General features: G+C 68.0%; 14 protein-coding genes. 6 read left to right on the top strand and 8 right to left on the bottom strand.

All coding sequences use genetic code 11. The annotated features are described in order from the left end of the window. The 6 genes from C8D78_RS13090 to C8D78_RS13065 all read left to right on the top strand — a co-directional run bounded on the left by C8D78_RS13090 (position 1) and on the right by C8D78_RS13065 (position 6,835). Positions 1-1,113 (top strand): vWA domain-containing protein, encoded by a 1,113-nt coding sequence (locus tag C8D78_RS13090; RefSeq protein ID WP_120954311.1) that lies wholly within the window; start codon positions 1-3, stop codon positions 1,111-1,113. Next, positions 1,106-2,272 carry an XdhC family protein gene (locus C8D78_RS13085; RefSeq protein WP_120954310.1) on the top strand — a complete coding sequence of 389 codons (1,167 nt, stop codon included), beginning with the start codon at positions 1,106-1,108 and terminating at the stop codon, positions 2,270-2,272. Before C8D78_RS13090 ends, C8D78_RS13085 begins: the two co-directional genes overlap by 8 nt. Before the next feature lie 91 nt (positions 2,273-2,363). Beyond that, on the top strand, positions 2,364-2,876 hold the full coding sequence (locus C8D78_RS13080; protein ID WP_120954309.1) for a (2Fe-2S)-binding protein: 513 nt from the start codon (positions 2,364-2,366) through the stop codon (positions 2,874-2,876). Further along, the gene (locus C8D78_RS13075) at positions 2,873-5,242 is read left to right on the top strand and encodes a xanthine dehydrogenase family protein molybdopterin-binding subunit (RefSeq protein ID WP_120954308.1); all 2,370 of its coding nucleotides are present in this window, start codon (positions 2,873-2,875) and stop codon (positions 5,240-5,242) included. Before C8D78_RS13080 ends, C8D78_RS13075 begins: the two co-directional genes overlap by 4 nt. Beyond that, on the top strand, positions 5,239-6,093 hold the full coding sequence (locus tag C8D78_RS13070) for an FAD binding domain-containing protein (protein WP_120954307.1): 855 nt from the start codon (positions 5,239-5,241) through the stop codon (positions 6,091-6,093). Before C8D78_RS13075 ends, C8D78_RS13070 begins: the two co-directional genes overlap by 4 nt. A 19-nt stretch (positions 6,094-6,112) precedes the next feature. Continuing rightward, the gene (locus C8D78_RS13065; RefSeq protein ID WP_120954306.1) at positions 6,113-6,835 is read left to right on the top strand and encodes an SRPBCC family protein; all 723 of its coding nucleotides are present in this window, start codon (positions 6,113-6,115) and stop codon (positions 6,833-6,835) included. Positions 6,836-6,893: 58 nt separating this feature from the next. Here C8D78_RS13065 and C8D78_RS13060 read toward each other — a convergent pair whose 3' ends face one another. The 8 genes from C8D78_RS13060 to rhaS form a co-directional block, all read right to left on the bottom strand. After that, positions 6,894-7,535, bottom strand: coding sequence for a LutC/YkgG family protein (locus C8D78_RS13060; protein ID WP_208641950.1), 642 nt, complete (start codon positions 7,533-7,535; stop codon positions 6,894-6,896). Next, complete coding sequence (locus C8D78_RS13055) at positions 7,532-9,094, bottom strand: LutB/LldF family L-lactate oxidation iron-sulfur protein (RefSeq protein ID WP_120954304.1); 1,563 nt, start codon at positions 9,092-9,094, stop codon at positions 7,532-7,534. Before C8D78_RS13055 ends, C8D78_RS13060 begins: the two co-directional genes overlap by 4 nt. Continuing rightward, positions 9,091-9,894, bottom strand: a complete 804-nt coding sequence (locus C8D78_RS13050) for a (Fe-S)-binding protein (protein WP_120954303.1) — start codon at positions 9,892-9,894, stop codon at positions 9,091-9,093. Before C8D78_RS13050 ends, C8D78_RS13055 begins: the two co-directional genes overlap by 4 nt. Then, positions 9,891-11,423: a rhamnulokinase gene (locus C8D78_RS13045; RefSeq protein ID WP_120954302.1), complete on the bottom strand. Its 1,533-nt coding sequence runs from the start codon at positions 11,421-11,423 to the stop codon at positions 9,891-9,893. Before C8D78_RS13045 ends, C8D78_RS13050 begins: the two co-directional genes overlap by 4 nt. Further along, positions 11,420-13,459, bottom strand: a complete 2,040-nt coding sequence (locus C8D78_RS13040; RefSeq protein WP_120954406.1) for a bifunctional aldolase/short-chain dehydrogenase — start codon at positions 13,457-13,459, stop codon at positions 11,420-11,422. Before C8D78_RS13040 ends, C8D78_RS13045 begins: the two co-directional genes overlap by 4 nt. 38 nt (positions 13,460-13,497) lie before the next feature. Further along, the gene (rhaI, locus tag C8D78_RS13035) at positions 13,498-14,664 is read right to left on the bottom strand and encodes an L-rhamnose isomerase (RefSeq protein ID WP_120954301.1); all 1,167 of its coding nucleotides are present in this window, start codon (positions 14,662-14,664) and stop codon (positions 13,498-13,500) included. Next, positions 14,661-15,035 (bottom strand): L-rhamnose mutarotase, encoded by a 375-nt coding sequence (locus C8D78_RS13030; RefSeq protein ID WP_120954300.1) that lies wholly within the window; start codon positions 15,033-15,035, stop codon positions 14,661-14,663. Before C8D78_RS13030 ends, rhaI begins: the two co-directional genes overlap by 4 nt. Positions 15,036-15,165: 130 nt before the next feature. Next, a complete protein-coding gene (gene rhaS / locus C8D78_RS13025) occupies positions 15,166-16,254 on the bottom strand; it encodes a rhamnose ABC transporter substrate-binding protein (protein ID WP_425266702.1) in 1,089 nt (362 codons plus the stop codon). Positions 16,255-16,268: the final 14 nt, after the last annotated feature.

Genomic DNA, 16,268 nt, shown 5'->3' with positions numbered 1-16,268 from the left:
ATGCCGGCAGGACAGGGCGCAGAGCACAGCGCGGAGGAGATCCTGTTGGGCTTTGCCGCTGCCGTGCGCGCGGCCGGGGTCAAAGTGACCGCGGACCGGGCGCGCAGTTTCGTCGACGCCGTCGGCAGGCTCGCCCTGGACCGCCGCTCGGACGTGTTCTGGGCCGGCCGGGCCACCCTGTGCGCAGCCCCTGAAGATCTGCCCGCCTATGAACGGGCGTTCGAGGCCTGGTTCGCAGCGGAGCGCTCGACCGCCCAGCGGATGGAGGCCTCCGCGTCCTCCGTCAGCGCCGCCGCCTTGGACAACGACGGCGGCGGCCCGGAGGGTGGCCGGGACCAGCTTAGGGCTCTCGCCAGCCGCCGGGAGCGGCTGCGGCACCGCGACGTAGCTGTCCTGGATGACGCCGAACGCGCCCTGCTGCACCGAATGTTCGAGGAGCTGCCGGTGCGCTTGCCCACCCGGCAGACCCGGCGCAGACGCCTGGACCGGCACGGCGACGTCGACCGGGTGCGGACCCTGCGCGACCAGCTGCGCCGCGGCGGGGAACCGGGGCCGCTGCGCCGCGCGAAGGCGCCGCGCAAACCCCGCCGGCTGGTCTGGCTGATCGATGTTTCGGGCTCGATGGCGCCCTACGCGGACAGCCTCCTGCGCTTGGCCCACCGGGTGGTGCAGGCCGCCCCGCACCAGGTGGAGGTGTTCACGCTGGGCACGCGGTTGACCCGGGTGACCGGGGCACTGCGGGTGCTAGACGCCGACCACGCCTTGGCTCTCGTCGGGCGCGCCGTCCCCGACTGGTCCGGCGGAACACGGCTTGGAGAAGTACTGCGCGCGTTCAACGACCGCTGGGGCCAGCGCGTGATTGTGCGCGGCGCCGTCGTCGTGATTGCCAGCGACGGCTGGGAGCGGGGCGACCCGGCACTGCTGGGACGCCAGACCGAGCGGCTTCACCATTTGGCCAGACGGATCATTTGGTCCAACCCGCACCGCGGCAAGGCGGGATACCAGCCCCTTCAGCGGGGAATCAGGGCGGTGCTGCCGCACGTTGACTACTTTATAGGGGGGCACTCTATGCAGTGTTTCGAGGAATTATTAGAGGTGATTGCCAATGCGTGAAGTCTTGGACGATCTGGTCGCCGCCATAGTGGCCGGCCACACCGTGGGGCTCGGTACGGTGGTGCGCACGTTCCGGTCCGCACCACGGCCGGCCGGTGCCGCCATGATGGTCGACGCCGACGGCCGGGCGGTTGGCTCGGTCTCCGGCGGCTGTGTCGAAGGCGCGCTCTACGAACTGGCCACCGAGGTCGTCCAGACCGGCCGGCCGGTGCTCCAGCGCTACGGCATCAGTGACGACGCCGCCTTCGAGGTCGGCCTGACCTGCGGCGGGATCCTGGATATCTTTGTCGAGCCGGTCTCCACCCAGATCTTCCCGCAACTGCCGCAAGTGGCCGAGGACGTCGGCGCCGGCCGGCCGGTGGCCGTGGTCACCGTGATCGAACACCCCGATCCGGCCTGGTTGGGCCGCCATCTGGTGGTCCGCCCGGACGGGTTCGCCGGTTCCTTGGGCAGCGACCGTGCCGACCATGCGGTCTGCGACGACGTCCAGGGCCTGCTGGCCGCCGGGCGCAACGCCACACTCATGTACGGACCGGACGGCCAGCGGCGCGGGGAAGGTATGCGCGTCTTTGCCCTCAGTTTCGCCCCGCAGCCGCGGATGCTGGTGTTCGGCGCGATTGATTTTGCTGCCGCCGTCGCCAAACAAGGCAGCTTTCTGGGCTACCGGGTGACGGTGTGTGACGCACGCGCGGTCTTCGCAACGGCCGCCCGGTTCCCGCAGGCGGACGAGGTAGTGGTGGAATGGCCGCACCGCTACCTGCAGGCGCAGATCAGCGCCGGGCTGGTGGACGAGCGCACGGTGATCTGCGTGCTCACCCATGATCCCAAATTCGACGTGCCGCTACTGGAGTTGGCGCTGCGCCACGACGTAGCGTACGTGGGCGCGATGGGGTCCCGGCGTACGCACCATGACCGCCTGGAACGGCTGCGCGAGGCGGGCCTGACCGAAGCCGAAGTGGCCAAACTCTCCAGTCCGATCGGCCTGGACCTGGGATCCCGAACGCCCGAGGAAACAGCCGTCTCCATCGCCGCCGAAATCATTGCGCTGCACTGGGGTGGCGGCGGCGAACGGTTGAGCAGTATGGACGCCCGGATCCACCACGAGCCCGTGGCCGACGCTGAACACGAGGATGCGGGGCACAAACATAATTCTCCCTAGAGCGCTGGCCCCCTCCTAGGAGTAGCCTGTGTCACATCAAGACTGGATGCCGGGCAGCCGTGCCCGTCCTCCAAGGCGAGAGGAGATCTCAATGGCGAGTTCCAAGACGATCACCGTCGAAGTCGATGATGTGAGCTATACCGACGATGTCGAGCCCCGGTTGCTGCTGGTCCAATACCTGCGCGAACGGCTTGGCAAGACCGGCACATTGATTGGCTGCGACACCACCAACTGCGGCGCTTGCACAGTCCATCTGGACGGCGTCAGCGTCAAATCCTGCACCATGTTCGCGGTCCAGGCCGACGGCCACAGCGTCACCACCATCGAAGGCCTGGCCCGGGACGGCAAACTAGCCCCGATCCAGCAGGCCTTCCACGAATGCCATGCACTGCAATGCGGTTTCTGCACACCCGGAATGATCATGCAGTCCGCATCCCTGCTGAACGAAAACCCGCACCCGAGCGAGCAGGAAATCCGGGACGGCCTGGAGGGGAACCTGTGCCGGTGCACCGGCTACCAGAACATAGTCGCCGCCGTCCAGGCGGCCGCGGAGGGCACAGTGTCCTCGGACAGCGGAGCCAGCGAATCTGCAGGTGTGGCATGACCACCGCCGAGGTCGGCCGGGCCCGGCCCCGCAAGGAAGATGCCCATCTCATCACCGGGCGCTCCAGGTACACCGACAACATCACGCTGCCGGGCATGCTGCATCTGGCGATGGTGCGCAGTCCCTTCGCCCACGCGAGGATCACCTCGGTCGACGCTTCCGCCGCGAAGTCTTCGCCCGGCGTCGTTGCCGTGCTCACCGGAGCGGACGTGGCCGACCAGCAGGGAAGCCTGCCCAACGCCTGGCCGATAACGCCCGACCAAAAGGCCCCGGCGCACCCCGCGATTGCCGTCGATACGGTGGCCTTTGCCGGCGAGGTGGTTGCGTGCATCATTGCCCGCAGCGCCGCTGCCGCCCGCGACGCCGCCGAGCTGGTCGATGTCAGTTATGAGGAGCTGCCCGTCGTCCTGGATCTGGAGGAGGCGGTGAAGGATGAGGTGCTGGCCCACCCGGACCTGGGCACCAACAAATCGGCCACTTGGATCTTTGACTCGGGCGAGGCCGGCACCGGGAAACCGGTCAGTGAGGCATTGGCGGCCGCGGAGGTCCTGATTGAGCGGACCTTCTACCAGCAGCGACTCATCCCGTCCTTCATGGAGCCCCGATCGACAGTGGTGGACCCCACCGGCGAGCAGATCACTGTGTGGTCGGCCACGCAGGTGCCCCATATTCTTCGGCTCATGCTGGCGCTGACCCTGGGCATCCCGGAAAGCAAGATGCGCGTGATCGCCCCCGACGTGGGCGGCGGCTTTGGCGGAAAACTGCAGGTGACCCCGGAGGAGGCCATCACCGTGCTGGCCGCCAGGCACACCGGCAAACCGTGCAAATACACCGAGACCCGCAGCGAATCCCTGATGGCGGCCCACCACGGCCGGGCCCAGGTGCAGAAGCTCAAACTCTCGGCCACCAAAGACGGGATCGTCACCGGGCTGGACGTGCATCTGCTGGCGGACATGGGTGCCTATCTGGGCCTGGTCACCTCCGGGATCCCGATCCTCGGTGCCTTCATGTACAACTCCATCTACAAATTCCCCGCCTACCGGTTCGAATGCACCAACCTGTTCACCAACAAGGCGTGGACCGATGCCTACCGCGGCGCCGGGCGGCCGGAAGCCACCTTTGCGATCGAGCGCTTGATGGACGAACTCGCCGTCGAACTGGACATGGATCCGCTGGAGGTGCGCGAAAAGAACTGGATCAAGCACGAGGAATTCCCCTTCACCACTGTCGCCGGTCTCGAATACGACAGCGGCAACTACGAGGCGGCCACGGCGAAGGCCTTGGAGCTCTTTGGCTACGACGCGCTCCGGGCCGAGCAAGTGCGCCGCCGCGAGAGTAACGACCCCGTCCAGCTTGGCATCGGCATTTCCACGTTCACCGAGATGTGCGGCCTGGCGCCGTCCCGCGTGCTTGGCGCGCTCAACTACGCCGCCGGCGGCTGGGAGCACGCCCAGGTACGGGTGCTGCCCACCGGAAACATCGAGGTGGTCACCGGTTCCTCCGCCCACGGACAGGGCCACGAAACCGCGTGGAGCCAGCTCGTGGCCGACAGGCTGGGCGTGCCGTTCGAAAATGTCGAGGTGCTGCACGGGGACACCCAGATCTCCCAGCGGGGCCTGGACACCTACGGCTCCCGGTCACTGACCGTCGGCGGCATGGCCGTGCTGGCCGCTGCAGACAAGGTGATCGAAAAGGCCAAGGTGGTGGCCGCGCACATGATGGAAGCCAGCGAGGAGGACATCGAGTTCACGGACGGCAAGTTCCGCGTCAAAGGCACCGAACAGTCGACGGCGCTCGGTGAGATCGCCTTCGCAATCTTCTCCGCGCACAACCTGCCGGACGGGTTCGAGCCCAACCTCGATTCGGACGCCACGTTCGACCCGCAGAATTTCTCCTTCCCGCACGGCACCCATCTTGCCGCCATGGAGGTGGACACCGAGACCGGGCAGGTCACCATCCGCAAATACGTCTGCGTGGACGACGTCGGGGTGGTGGTCAACCCGCTGATTGTGGAGGGCCAGGTCCATGGCGGCCTGGCGCAGGGAATCGCGCAGGCCCTCTACGAGGAGGCCGTCCACGACGACGCCGGAACCCTGGTGACGGGCTCGTTTGTGGACTATTTGGTGCCCGGCGCGCCGGATCTGCCGCACTTCACCACGGCGCGCACCGAGACGCCTTCGACCACCAACCAACTGGGGGCAAAGGGGGTCGGGGAGGCGGGAACCATCGCTTCGACGCCCGCCATCGTGAACGGCGTGCTGGACGCGGTGCGGCATCTGGGCGTGAAGGACATCAGGATGCCTTGCACACCGTCGCGCGTGTGGGCCGCCCTTGAAGAAGCCAAGATGACCGGAGGTGTGCAATGATTCCAAGCGCATTCGACTACGCCGCGCCCGCTACGGTCGCGGAGGCCCTGAGCGTGCTGGCCGACGCCGGCGACGACGTGAAGCTGCTGGCCGGGGGTCAAAGCCTGATCCCGGTGATGAAGCTGCGTCTGGCCGACCCGGCGATGGTGGTCGACTTGGGCCGGATCGGCGAGCTGTCCGGCGTGCGCGACGACGGCGATGCCCTGCTGATCGGCGCCATGACGACGCACCACCAAGTGGCCACCGACCCGTTGGTTGCCGCGCACCTGCCGTTGCTGGCCAAGGCCGCGGCGACGGTGGCGGACCCGCAGGTCCGCCACCGCGGAACGTTCGGAGGCGCTTTGGTGCATGCTGACCCGGCGGGCGACCTGCCCGCGGCGGTACTGGCAGCCGATGCGACCTTCATCCTGGCCGGACCGGGCGGGGAACGCCGGGTGGAAGCAGCGGACTTCTTCCAGGGCTACTTCACCACCGCCGTCGCCGAGGGCGAGATCCTCACCCACATCCGCGTGCCCAAGTACACCGGCTGGGGTGCGCACTATGAGAAGTTCACCAGGGTGGCCCAGCAATGGTCCATCGTCGCCGTGGCCGCGATGGTCCGGGTGGAGGACGGCACCATCGCCGAGGCCCGGATCGGGCTGACCAACATGGGCAGCACCCCCTTGCGGGCCGCCGCCGTCGAGCAGGCCCTGGCGGGCACCCCGTTGACCCGGGAAGCGATCGCCGCCGCCAGTGCGCACGCGGCCGAGGGGACCGATCCTGCCAGCGATCTCAACGGGGACGCGTCCTACCGGCGCCATCTGGCCGAGGTCTTGACAAGGCGGGCCGTCATCGCGGCCGCCGGGCTCTAGCGGATCCGGCGAGGACGACGTGGAACTCAAACACCATTTCGTGGTTCCCGGTTCGCTGGAGGACACGTGGCATTCCTTCAACCAATTGGAAGACATTGCGCCCTGTTTCCCGGGAGCGACGCTCACGTCCGTGAACGGTGATCAGTTCACCGGGACGGTCAAGGTCAAGCTCGGGCCGATCGCCATGATCTACACCGGCACCGGTGAATTCGTTGAACGCAACCAGGCCACGCACACCGTCGTCATATCGGCCGCGGGGAAGGACAAGCGTGGCAACGGCACGGCAGGCGCCACGGTGACGGCGGTGCTGGCGCCCGACGGCGACGGCACCGCTGTGGACGTGACCACCGACATGAACGTCACCGGCAAACCGGCCCAATTCGGCCGGGGCGTCATCCAGGACGTCTCGGACAAATTACTGGCCCAGTTTGTCCAGTGCGTGATCGGCAAGGTAGGTGACGGGGCGGCCGGGGCCGTTGAGCCAGTCGGGGCTATAGAACCAGGCGGACTGGGGGCGCCCGAACCGGAGGGTGCTGCGGGAGCCGCCTCCGCAGGCCCGGCAACACCGGCAGCCCGGCCTCCGATGGCGGCTGCGCCCGCAACACCCTCCGCGCCGGCGGCCGAATTGGATCTGGGCTCGGCCGCATGGCCGGTGCTGGTACGCCGTTTCGGCCCGGCCGCCCTCGGCGCCGTCGTCCTGGCCCTGGTCATCTGGCTGGTCAGGCGGCGCCGGGAGGCCTAAAAACGGGGAAAGGCCCTGATTCCCTTAATCGCCAGAGAAACAGGGCCGCGCTCCCCGCTCACCCGCGAACGATCACCACGTCCAGGGTCCGGGGGCCGTGGACGCCTTCGACGCGTTCGAGTTCGATGTCGCTGGTGGCGCTGGGGCCGCTGATCCAGGTCTGCGGGCGGGTGGCGTCGAGCCGGCGGAGCGCATCGGGAAGGATCGCGGTGATGTCGCCTGCCCGGACGAGGCAGATGTGGCGGTCGGGGACGAGGCTGATGACCCGCCTGCCCTGGTCCGGGCCGGCGTCGAGGATGATGGTGCCGGTTTCGGCGACCGCCACGGCGCTGCCGGTGACGACGGCGTCCACCCCGTCCAGTTCCCCGACGCTCAGTCGCCGTCCCGGCGCGTCGGTGACGCGGCGTCCGGACCCGCCGTCGCGGGCGTCCGCCTCCGCGAACATTGACGCGGCGAGGCCGTGCGGGACGGCGTAGCGGCCGGCGCCCTCGAGCAGCGCGGCGAGGCGCTGCGGCACTTCGGCAGCGCCCTCGACGAAGACGTTCGCCTTGTAGTCCAGGAGCCGGTCCGTCAGCAGCTCGATGAGCTCCTGCTCACCCAGTTCAGAAGCCCGGCGGTAGGCGCGGGGCACATCGGGCACCGCCGGGGCATCGCGGAGGGCGGAGCGGATCCGGTCGAGTATTTCTGCGCGCGCGTTCACGGTTTCTCCTCTGTGCCGGGTTCGGCCGTGGCGGCCCGCCCCGAGTCGGTTGCGTCCGCCGGTGCAGCCGGGGCCTGGTGTTCCTTGTCCCACCATTGCCGGAAGGACTGGCCTGGCGGGGCGGGGATGTCCCGGCTCTGAGTCCAGCCGGCGGCGATCCCCGGCAGTCTGGTGATTTTCTTATCCGGGCCGGCGGCAAGCCGGCCCAGGGGCAGCGCCTTCTCCACCAGGCCGAGGTTTTTTCCGGAGGACAATGCCCAAGAGGCCGCCTTCATGCCGAGGTCCATCTGGCTGGGCAACGCCATTTTCCTGCGGTTTTTCCCGCGTTTGCTGTCCACGTCCTCGCCGCGCAGGTGCACCAGGATGTCCGGGATGTTGATCTTCACCGGGCAGGCGTCGTAGCACGCCCCGCACAGGGACGAGGCGTATGGCAGGGAGCTGTTCTCCTCCGCCGTGATCCCTGTCAGCAGCGGCGACAGGATGGCGCCGATCGGTCCCGGGTAGGTGGAGCCGTAGGCGTGCCCGCCGGTGCGCTCGTACACGGGGCAGACGTTCATGCAGGCGCTGCACCGGATGCAGTGCAGGGCGGAGCGGCCCATCTCGTCGGCCAGGGCGGCGCTGCGTCCATTGTCCAGCAGGACGAGGTGGACGTTCTGCGGCCCGTCGTCGGGCGTGACACCGGTCCACAGCGACGTGTACGGGTTCATCCGCTCGCCGGTGGAGGACCGCGGGAGCAGCTGCATGAAGACTTCCAGGTCTTCCCAGGCCGGCAGCAGCTTCTCCACGCCCATGACGGTGATGAGGGTTTCCGGGAGCGTCAGGCACATGCGCCCGTTGCCTTCGGATTCGACGACGGCGAGGGTGCCGGAGTCGGCCAGGGCGAAATTCGCGCCGGACACGGCCACCTTGGCGCTGAGGAACTTGCGGCGCAGGTGCGCCCGGGCGGCCGCGGCGAGGCGGGCCGGTTCGTTCGTTAGATCCGGGTCCACGCCCTCCATTTCACGCAGGAAGATGTCCCGGACCTGGCTGCGGTTCTTGTGAATGGCCGGGACCAGGATGTGGCTGGGCTTGTCGTGGTCCAGCTGGACGATCAGCTCGGCGAGGTCCGTCTCGAACGCCGCGATCCCCTCCGCCTCGAGGTACTCGTTGAGTCCGATCTCCTGCGTGGCCATGGACTTGACCTTGACCACCTCGTCGGCGCCCTGGCCCCGGATGAGGGACGCGACAATCGCGTTCGCTTCGCCGGCGTCGCGGGCCCAGTGGATGACCCCGCCGCGGGCGGTGAAGTTTGCCTCGAACTGAACGAGCAGTTCCGGCAGCCGCGCCATGACGGATTCCTTGATCGCCCGGCCGGCCTCGCGCAGCTCCTCCCAGTCGGGGAGTTCGGACACGACGGCCAGCCGCTTGTCCCGGATGGTGCGGGTGGCGTGGCCGAGGTTTGCCCGCAGCTGCGTGTTGCCGAGTTCGCGGTGCGCGGCTTTGGGGAAGGGCTCGTGTTCGTGCAGGTTGCCGATGCCGAAGACGGGCAGGGACGGCATCCCCAGGAATGTGCCGCTCATCGTGCGGTCCTTCCGGTGGTGAGGCGGACGTCGCCGGTGACGGCGGCGGGATTCTCGAAGGTGCTGGCCAGGATCTCGGCGAAGTGCATCGTGGTGACGCCGCTGCCCTGCCGGGACAGGCCGCCGCCGATATGCATCAGGCAGGACGCGTCGCCGCCGGAGCAGAGGTCCGCGCCGGTGCCGCAGATATTGGCCGTCTTATCCGCGAGCATCGCCGAGGACACGTCCGCGTTCTTCATCGAGAATGTCCCGCCGAAGCCGCAGCACTGCTCGGCCTCGGGCAGCTCGGCCACCTCGATGCCCCGGACCGTGCGCAGCAGGTCCAGCTGCCGGTCACCGAGCCGGAGCAGCCGCATCCCGTGACAGCTGGGATGGTAGGTGATCCGGTGCGGAAAGTAGGAGCCCAGCTGCGCCGCGGCATCCGTGACGCCCAGGACATCGACCAGGAGCTGGGAGAGCTCATAGGTTTTGTGCCCGACGGCGTCCGCCCGGGCTTCCAGCCCGGCGTCCCCGCAGCGGCGGGCGACCATGGGGTGCTGGTGCTTCACGGAGGCGACGCAGGAGCCGGACGGTGCGACGGCAGCGTCGTACTCCTCCGCTTCGAACGCCTTCACATGGTTGGCGACAACCGGCAGCGCCTCCTTGAAGTAGCCGCTGTTGACGTGCATCTGCCCGCAGCACGCCTGACCGGCAGGGAAGATGACCTCGTGGCCGAGCCGTTCCAGGATGGACACGGTGGCGCGCGCCGTGTTCGGGTACATGGCGTCCACGATGCACGTGGCAAACAGTGCGATCCTCACAGGGCACCTCCGGTGATGTGGTGTTCCGCCCGGCGCGAGGGCACGTACTCGACCGGGTTCTGGGAGGCGCGCACCACGGCGCGCAGCTCGCGGAGTCCGCCGCCGAGCACACCGGCTGCGCGGGCCTGGACCAGGACGTTGCCCAGGGCCGTGGCTTCCACCGGGCCGGCCACGACGGGCTTGCCCGTGGCGTCGGCGGTGAGCTGGCACAGGAGCCGGTTCTGGGATCCGCCGCCGACGATGTGCACGACGTCGGCCGTCAGGTCCGCGAGCCGTTCGGCGTCCGCGATGGTCCGGGCGTAACCGGCGGCGAGACTGTCCAGGATGCAGCGCACGATGTGCGCGGGATGCTCCGGCAGGACCGCCCCGGTATTGCGGACCGCGGTGCGGATGCGCTCGGGCATGTTGTCCGGCGCGATGAAGCAGGGGTGGTCGGCATTGATGAGCGGCCCGCCGGCGGGCAGGGTCGCGGCCGCGTCGAGCAGTTCATCAAGACCCGGGCGGTAGCCTTCCCCCGCCCAGGTGCGCTGGCATTCGCTGAGCAGCCAGAGGCCGCCGACGTTGCGCAGGTAGCGGATGGTGCCGTCGACGCCGCGTTCGTTGGTGAAGTTCGCGGCCCGGCTGGGCTCGGTCAGGACCGGGTGGGACAGCTCGACGCCGACCAGCGACCAGGTGCCCGAGGAGATGTAGGCGAATTTCTCCTCATCACTTCCGGCTCCCGCGGGCACGGCGGCGACGGCCGAGGCGGTGTCGTGCGAGCCCACGGCCGTTACGGCGGTGCTTTGGGGCAGGCCGGTCCGTTCCGCGATCTCCGGAAGCAGGGTGCCGAGTGTCTCGCCGGGCTGGATGAGCGGCGGGAACAGGTCTTTGGGCAGGTTCAGGGCGGTCAGGAACTCCGTGGCCCACTCCCCCGCGACGGCGTCGAAGAGCCCGGTGGTGGAGGCGTTGGTGGCCTCGGTGCGGCGCCGTCCCGTCAGCAGGAACCCGATGAGGTCCGGGATGAGCAGCGCCTGCAGCCCGTCCAGGCGGGGCTCGGTGGCGAGCTGGTAGATCGTGTTGAACGGCAGGAACTGCAGCCCGGTGGTGGCGTAGAGGCGGGCCGGATCCAGAAGCTGGTGAACCCGGGCGACGGCTGCGCTGCTGCGGTCATCGCGGTAGCTGAAGGGCGCCGCGATGAGGTCGCCGGAGTCGTTAACCAGGCCGTAGTCCACGGCCCAGGTGTCGATCCCGATGCTGGCGATACTCTCACCGCGGGCCGCGGCCGCCGTGGCGGCGGCCGCGAGCCCGGTGAGGACCTCGGCGAACAAGGCGTCGAAGTCCCAGCGGAGGCCGCCGTCGAACTCCTTGACCCCGTTGGGGAAGCGGTGCACCGTCTCCAGCTCGGCGCTCTTCCCGCCGGGGCTGCCCGTGACCCGGCCCAGGATGACCCGGCCCGAGGACGCGCCAATGTCGATCGCGGCAAAGAGACTGCCGGCGAACACGCTGCTTTTCAATGCGCTGCCGTCCGTCGCTGAGGTTTCCGGGCTCATCGCAGGAAGGCCGCGGCCACGCCGGCGTCGACCGGAATGTGGAGCCCGGTGGTGTGGGAGAGCTCGCTGCCGGTGAGCACGGCGGCGGCGTTGGCCACGTTTTCGGGCAGGACTTCGCGCTTGAGCAGCGTCCGCTGGGCGTAGTACTTGCCCAGTTCCTCTTCCTGCACGCCGTAGACGGCGGCGCGCTTGGCGCCCCAGCCGCCGGCGAAGATCCCGGAGCCGCGGACCACGCCGTCGGGGTTGATGCCGTTGACCCGGATGCCGTATTCGCCCAGTTCCGCGGCGAGGAGCCGGACCTGGTGGGCCTGATCCGCCTTGGTGGCGGAGTAGGCGATGTTGTTCGGGCCGGCGAAGACGGAGTTCTTGGAGGAGATGTAGATGATGTCCCCGCCCATGTCCTGGCCGATCATCACCTGGGCGGCGGCCTTGGCCACCAGGAACGAGCCCTTGGCCATGACGTTGTGCTGCAGGTCCCAGTCCTTCTCGGTGGTTTCCAGCAGCGGCTTGGAGATCGAGAGTCCGGCGTTGTTGACCACCAGGTCCAGTCCGCCGAAGGCCAGGATGGCGTCCTGGATGGCCGCGGCGATCTGGGTTTCGTCGGTGACGTCGGCCTGGACGCCGATAGCGACGTCGGCGCCGCCGAGTTCCGCGGCGACGGCCCGGGCGTTGTCCAGGTTCAGGTCCGCGATGACCACGCACGCGCCGTCGGCGGCGAAGCGGGTGGCGATCGCCTTGCCGATGCCCGACGCCGCCCCGGTCACCAGGGCGATCCGGCCGGCGTGGGACTTCGGCTTGGGCATGCGGGCCAGCTTGGCTTCTTCCAGGGCCCAGTATTCGATCCGGAATTTCTCGGCTTCCTCGATCGGGGCGTAGGTGGAGACGGCCTCGGCGCCGCGCATGACGTTGATGGCGTTGAGGTAGAACTCCCCCGCCACCCGTGCGGTCTGCTTGTTCGCCCCGAAGGAGAACATGCCCACCCCGGGGACCAGCACGATCGCCGGGTCGGCGCCGCGCAGCGCGGGGCTGTCCGGGGTCGCGTGCCGGTCGTAGTAACCCTGGTAGTCCTCGCGGTAGGCGGTGTGGAGTTCCTTGAGACGGGCCACGGAGTCCTCGATCGAGGCGTCGGCGGGCAGGTCCAGGACCAGCGGCTTGACCTTGGTGCGCAGGAAGTGGTCTGGGCAGGACGTGCCCAGGGCGCCGAGTCGCGGGTGCTCGGCGGCTTCGAGGAACTCCAGAACTGCGGCGTCGTCGCTGAAGTGCCCCAGCTGCGGCTTGTCCGTCGAAGCGAGTCCGCGGATCACGGGGGCCAGTGCGGCGGCCTTGGCGCGGCGTTCAGTTTCCGGGAGGGCGGAGTAGCCGGGCAGCTTCGGTCCGAAGGGCTCGGTCCTGCCGTGGTCCTGGATGTACTGCTCGGCCTGTTCGATGATCCACAACGAGTTGGCCTCGGCCTCCTCGCTGGTGGCGCCCCAAGCGGTGATGCCGTGGCCGCCCAGGATGGTGCCGACGGCGTGCGGGTTGGCGTCCTTGATCGCGGCGATGTCCAGGCCCAGCTGGAATCCGGGGCGCCGCCACGGCACCCAGGCCACCTTCTCGCCGAAGATCTCCTTGGTAAGGGCCTCGCCGTCGGCGGCCGTGGCAATGGCGATGCCGGAGTCCGGGTGCAGGTGGTCCACGTGCGCGGCGCCCACCAGGCCGTGCATCGCGGTGTCGATCGACGGCGCGGCACCGCCCTTTCCGTGCAGGCAGTAATCGAACGCGGCCACCATTTCGTCTTCACGCTCGACGCCGGGATACACGTTTTTGAGCGCCTGCAGCCGGTCCAGCCGCAGCACGGCCAGGCCTTCGGCCTTCAGCGTTCCCAGGTCCCCGCCGGAGCCCTTGACCCACAGGAGCTCGACGTCCTCGCCGGTCACGGGGTCCTTTTCGGTGCCCTTGGCGGAGGTGTTGCCGCCGGCGAAGTTGGTGTTCCTCTTGTCCGCGCCGAGGCGGTTGGAGCGGGCAATCAGTTCTTCGACAGTCTTGTTCTGAGTCATAGCTGTGTTCTGCATGTCTGTGTTCTGCATGTTCATGCCTATGCGCCCCATCCGGCTTGCTGGCCGCCTGCGCGGTCCTCGTTGATCTTCTTCTGGTAGCCGCTGGCCTTGAAGGCGGCCATCGGGTCCGCGGGGAGGCCGCGGGCTTCACGCCACTGCGCCAGGGCGGGGCGGACATCGGTGTAGAAGGCATCGTTGAAGATGCCGTTGGCGGCCAGAACGTCGCCGCTGCGCTGCGCTTCGGCGAGCGCGTCCGTGTCGATGAGCAGGGCGCGGGCCGTCATTTCCTGGACGTTGAGCACGGAGCGGATCTGGCCCGGGATTTTTTCTTCCAGGTTGTGGCACTGGTCCAGCATCAGGGCGACACCGGAATCCTTGCCGAACCCTCCTCCGCGGATCACCTCGTGCATGATGCGGAAGAGCTGGAAGGGATCGGCCGCGCCGACGATCAGGTCATCGTCCGCGTAGAAGCGGGAGTTGAAGTCGAAGGAGCCCAGCTTGCCCAGGCGCAGCAGCTGCATGACGATGAATTCGATGTTGGTGCCGGGAGCGTGGTGGCCGGTATCGAGGCACACGAACGCCTTCTCGCCCAAGGCCAGGGTCTGGGCGTAGGACGTGCCCCAGTCCGGGACGTCGGTGTGATAGAAAGCCGGCTCGAAGAACTTGTACTCCAGCACCAGGCGCTGGTCCTCGCCCAGGCCGGCGTAAATTTCCTGCAGGGATTCGGCAAGGCGGTCCTGCCGGCCGCGCATGTCGTCCTGGCCGGGGTAGTTGGTGCCGTCCGCGAGCCAGATCTTCAGGTCCCGCGAGCCCGTGGCGTGCATGATCTCCAGGCACTCGAGGTGGTGGTCGATGGCGCGGCGGCGGACCCCCGGGTTGGAGGAGGTCAGCGAGCCGAACTTGTACTCGTCATCCTGGAAGGTATTGGAGTTCACCGTGCCCAGGCCCACGCCCAGGCCGGCCGCGTACTCCTTCAGGGCCGCGTAGTCATCCACCTTGTCCCAGGGGATGTGCAGCGCGACCGTGGGTGCCAGGCCGGTGAGTTCGTGGACCTTCGCGGCGTCGGCCAGCTTCTCGTGGACCGTGCGAGGGGTGCCGGGGGTGCCGAACACCTTGAAGCGGGTGCCGGAGTTGCCGTAGGCCCAGGACGGGACCTCGATGGCGAGTTCCCCGAGGCGACCCAGGGCCGTTTCTGTGGTGTTCATGATTGTTCCTTCTGCCGTTGGTTGTTGTCCCTGGCGGCGTTGGCCGCGGACAACTGGTCCTCGAGATTGAAAATTTCTGTGAGTTGGCGGAAACCCTGGTCCGGTGCCTGCCCGTCGCCCTCGAACAGGGCTGCCATCTCGGCTTGCCAGCGGGCGTTCACCTCAGCCAGGGCCATGCGGGCCCGCGCCGCGTCGAAGTCGTCGCACTCCACGTACCCCACCAGCAGCCCGTCGTCCGCGAGGAACAGCGAATAGTTGTTCCAGCCGGCCGCCTTGAGCTCCCGGAGCATCTCCGGCCAGACGGCGGCGTGACGGCGCCGGTATTCGGGAATCTGGCCGGGTTTGACCGACGAGCGGAAACACACCCTCATGAGGAATTCTCCTGATCTCGACTCTGGATCATTAGCTGGTTGAATCGATTCATTTAGACAAAAGTATTCTGCGAATTGGTCCTGCCAAACTCCGGCGCTGATCGTGACACCAGCGCCGGAGCGGGAGTGCCTAGAAGTTGTACTTGTCCACGTTCGCGGCGGTAAAGACGGTGGGCTCGCCGAGCAGAACGGTGGCGTTGGGGCCGACCTTGAATTCGCCCAGGGTGCCTGCCTTGAACGTCTGGCCTTCGGCACCGGTGATCTGGCCTGAGGCGAGGGCCGCACCGGCGTAGGCGGCGAGGTAGCCGAGCTTTTCAACGTCCCACAGGGCGAAGGACTTCATGGTGCCGTTCTTCAGGAACTCCTTGAGCTGGCTCGGGAAGCCGAGGCCGGTCAGCTGCACCTTGCCCTTGTATTCGGAGCCGGACAGGTACTGGGCCGCAGCGGCAATGCCGACAGTCGTGGGCGAGATGATGCCCTTCAGTGTGGGGTGGGCCTGGAGGAGTGCCTGGACTTCCTGCTGGGACTTCTGGGCGTTGTCATCGCCGTAAGCCGTCGCGACAAGCTTGAGCTTTGCGTACTCGGGCTTCTGGAGTTCCTTCTTCATCAGCTCAATCCACGCGTTCTGGTTCGTGGCGTTCGCTGTGGCGGACAGAATGGCGATGTCCCCGCCGTCGGGACCGATGGCGTCGGAGATGAGCTTGATCTGGGTGGACGCGATGCCTTCCGCGGTGGCCTGGTTGATGTAAAGGTCGCGGCAGGAGGGGTCGGTGTCGGAGTCGAAGGTGACAACCTTCGCCCCGGCGCTGCGGGCCTCGTCCAGTGCCGAACAGATGGCCTTGGGATCGTTGGCCGAGGTTGCGATGACGTTGGAGCCCTGCTGCGTGAGCGTGTTGATGTAGCTCACCTGGCTGGAGGCGCTGGCTTCGGACGGACCCACCTCGGAGAAGACGCCCTTGTACTCACCGACCGCAGCCTTGCCGCCGCGGTCGGTGACGGTGAAGTAGGAGTTGTTCAGCTGCTTAGGCAGGAAGGCCACTTTCAGGCCTTCCTTGATCGGGGCGTTCGGATCCGCCGCGGCGCTGGAGGAGGAGGCGGCTCCGCCGCCGGCGGTGCTGGAGGTGTTGGTGGTTCCGCCGCAGGCGCTCAGCGCCAGCGCGAGTCCCGTGGCGGCGGCGATGTAGGCCGGCGCGAGGCGGCGGGACCCGGTGGTGGACATGAATTTCATAGTGG

Source organism: Arthrobacter oryzae (genome assembly GCF_003634095.1).
Lineage (GTDB): Bacteria > Actinomycetota > Actinomycetes > Actinomycetales > Micrococcaceae > Arthrobacter > Arthrobacter oryzae.
The sequence above is the reverse complement of the archived record's forward strand: the minus strand, read 5'-3'. Positions and strand labels throughout refer to the sequence as shown.

Coding starts and splice junctions, on each gene's coding strand:
- C8D78_RS13030 (WP_120954300.1), bottom strand. CDS start 15,035: ATGAGGGTGTGTTTCCGCTCGTCGGTCAAACCCGGCCAGATTCCCGAA.
- C8D78_RS13085 (WP_120954310.1), top strand. CDS start 1,106: ATGCGTGAAGTCTTGGACGATCTGGTCGCCGCCATAGTGGCCGGCCAC.
- rhaI (WP_120954301.1), bottom strand. CDS start 14,664: ATGAACACCACAGAAACGGCCCTGGGTCGCCTCGGGGAACTCGCCATC.
- C8D78_RS13045 (WP_120954302.1), bottom strand. CDS start 11,423: ATGAGCCCGGAAACCTCAGCGACGGACGGCAGCGCATTGAAAAGCAGC.
- C8D78_RS13070 (WP_120954307.1), top strand. CDS start 5,239: ATGATTCCAAGCGCATTCGACTACGCCGCGCCCGCTACGGTCGCGGAG.
- C8D78_RS13090 (WP_120954311.1), top strand. CDS start 1: ATGCCGGCAGGACAGGGCGCAGAGCACAGCGCGGAGGAGATCCTGTTG.
- C8D78_RS13040 (WP_120954406.1), bottom strand. CDS start 13,459: ATGACTCAGAACAAGACTGTCGAAGAACTGATTGCCCGCTCCAACCGC.
- C8D78_RS13075 (WP_120954308.1), top strand. CDS start 2,873: ATGACCACCGCCGAGGTCGGCCGGGCCCGGCCCCGCAAGGAAGATGCC.
- C8D78_RS13055 (WP_120954304.1), bottom strand. CDS start 9,094: ATGAGCGGCACATTCCTGGGGATGCCGTCCCTGCCCGTCTTCGGCATC.
- C8D78_RS13080 (WP_120954309.1), top strand. CDS start 2,364: ATGGCGAGTTCCAAGACGATCACCGTCGAAGTCGATGATGTGAGCTAT.
- rhaS (WP_425266702.1), bottom strand. CDS start 16,254: ATGTCCACCACCGGGTCCCGCCGCCTCGCGCCGGCCTACATCGCCGCC.